Origin of the sequence: Desulfovibrio sp. 1214_IL3152 (assembly GCF_036763055.1) — a bacterium.
Lineage (GTDB): Bacteria > Desulfobacterota > Desulfovibrionia > Desulfovibrionales > Desulfovibrionaceae > Desulfovibrio.
Genome location: NZ_JBAIYW010000440.1, coordinates 1 through 2,669 on the forward strand (window position 1 = coordinate 1; position 2,669 = coordinate 2,669).

A 2,669-nucleotide genomic window follows, 5' to 3' on the forward strand; every position below is an offset into this window, starting at 1 on the left:
CCATGGGCAGGGTTTTGCAATTGGCGCGCCAGGTGGCCGGTTCGCGGGCCACGGTGCTTATTACCGGCGAATCCGGCACGGGAAAGGAGATGTTTGCCCGCTACCTGCACGCCATGAGCAAACGCGGCTCCGGGGCTTTTGTGGCCGTAAACTGCGCCGCCTTGCCGGAACACCTGCTTGAAAGCGAACTTTTTGGGCATGAAAAAGGCGCTTTTACCGGAGCCATTGCCCGCAAACCGGGGAAATTCGAGCTTGCCGACGGCGGCACGCTGCTGCTGGACGAAATTTCGGAGATGGACCTTTCCCTTCAGGCCAAGCTTTTGCGTGTCTTGCAGGAAGGCGAAGTGGACCGGGTGGGCGGCACAGAACCCCTCAAGGTTGATGTGCGCGTACTGGCGACCACCAACCGCGACCTTGAAGACTGGGTAAAGCAGGGCAAGTTCCGTCAGGATCTGTATTTCAGGCTCAATGTCATTCCGTTGCGGCTGCCTTCATTGCGTGAGCGTGGCGATGATATCCTGGAACTGGCCGGATTTTTTATGGATATGTATATCCGCGAGTACCAGCTTGCCCCGGCCGTGCTCTCGCAAAACGCCATAGACTGGCTGCGCGGCTATGATTTTCCCGGCAACGTGCGTGAACTGCAAAACCTGATGGAACGCGCCGTGCTGCTTGCCAATGGCCGTCCTGTGGAACCGCGTCATTTTCTGCTGGAAGATGACGATTGGCCCCTGTTTGATGACGACGGCGCGGATTCTGTCCCTGAAGGTTTCGGGGCTGCGGCTGCCGCAGATTTTTCCGGTGGAGCGGCGCTTGCCGAAGAGGCGACAGGGCGAAACGATCCTGCCGATGGTGGGGGGCCTGCCATGTCTTCCTCTCACGGCAGCATGCCCGGCGCGGTCATTCCCCTGCATGAGATGGAGCGCATCATGATTCTCAAGGGGCTTGAGGCAACCTCGGGAAACCGCACCCAGGCGGCGGATCTTCTTGGAATTTCCGTGCGGACCCTGCGCAACAAGCTCAACGAATACCGCGCTGCGGGACATCCTGTGGACTAGAGCAGATTAACTTTGAGAATATACATTCTCAAAGTTTAAGGCACGCTCACTTCGGCGTTTAACCGCGCAGATAAACTGCGCTTACGCCTCCGTAGCGAACGTCTGCTCACGCAGCCGCCAGAGCAATTTCAAAGTGAAATTGCTCTGATTGCGGTCTGACGGCATTGCCGTACTTTTCTTGTGCAGCCGTTGCCCTGATAGGGCAGCGGCTGCACGCTTTTTTTGACACGGTGTTGGGAAAAAGCCGCAGTGGCCCTTCTGAACAGGAGCGGATTCACTGCGGCTTTTTGTTGCCCGCTCTCGCAGCCGGGACAGAAAAAAAGCGGGAATCGGAAGAAAAATATTCAGATCTCGTGCAATTCCCATATACTTAAACTTTTCTAAAATGTTATTCCAGTTTTTATATATGCAAAAAGGAAATGCAATTAAAAATGTGCATAAAGAGTATAGTCAGCAATTACGCATAGTCGCGATATTCAATATATGCGTATTCGTCTTTTATGAAGACATTGTTGACTTATTGATTGCGGAGATTGATAATATACACAATATTTGTGTATAATTTCACATCTGTATTGTGATTATAAATACAATCGCAGTTATGAAGATGTGTTTTGTATGCAGTATGTGTTTTTGTGTGTGAAGTAACAGCTTCTGTAGAGTGTCTTGTTCACTGTATGCCGTATTGTCTTGCATACGGTCAGGTGTGATGCCTGATTGTGCGGATTTTTCGGCGCAACATGGGAGGTATGCTGATGACTCCTGCGTTAAAGAGGCTTCGCAATTCGCGAAAAAAAATCGCACTACTCCGAACAAAAACAGGCAATGCCTCAAAAAAGGAAAGCCCCTATATTCCGGTGTTCATAAAAAAAACACCGGCATGTCAGGGGGAGTGTCCCAGCGGGACAAATATCCGGGGCGTGCTCACAACCATTGCCAACACCGTAAAGGACGGCAGAACCTATCACGACTCTTTCCGGCAGGCTTTTGAAATTATTGCCGCCAACAATCCCTTTCCCGCGGTATGCGGCCGCGTTTGCCCGCATCCCTGCGAATCCGGGTGTAACCGGCAGTACAAAGACGGTTCCCTGGCAATCAACAATGTAGAGCGTTTTATCGGGGACTACGCGCTCAGCAACGGCTTTGCCCTGCCTGCCGAGCCTGTTGCCCAACGTGATGAAAAAATAGCTGTGGTGGGTGCGGGGCCTGCGGGGCTTTCCGCCGCATATCAACTGGCGCGGCGGGGCTACGCCGTTACGGTGTTTGAGGCTTTTTCCAGGCCCGGCGGCATGCTGCGCTACGGCATACCGGACTACAGGCTGCCCCAGGATGTGCTGGACAGCGAAATTGGCCGCATCCGGGACCTTGGAGTGGACATCCGCTGCAATGTCGCTGTGGGCAGGGATATCTCTCTGGACGATCTGCGCAAAGAGCATGATGCCGTTTTTCTGGGCATCGGCGCTCATGAGGGCCGTTCTTTGGGCCTGCCCGGTGAAGACGCCGCCAATTTTTTTACTGTAACGCACTTTCTTAACCGCATAAATTCTGGCTGTGCCGTCGGCGTGGGCCAAAAGGTGCTGGTTGTGGGCGGGGGCGACGCGGCCATTGACG

2 protein-coding genes are annotated in these 2,669 nt (G+C 53.7%); both read left to right on the forward strand.

From position 1 onward, the window contains the following. On the forward strand, nt 1-1,058 hold a 1,058-nt coding region (locus V6C07_RS09275), incomplete at its 5' end, for a sigma-54 interaction domain-containing protein (RefSeq protein WP_333536146.1). A gap of 920 nt (nt 1,059-1,978) precedes the next feature. Further along, the coding region (locus V6C07_RS09280) for an FAD-dependent oxidoreductase (RefSeq protein ID WP_333536147.1) at nt 1,979-2,669 on the forward strand (691 nt) is incomplete at its 3' end.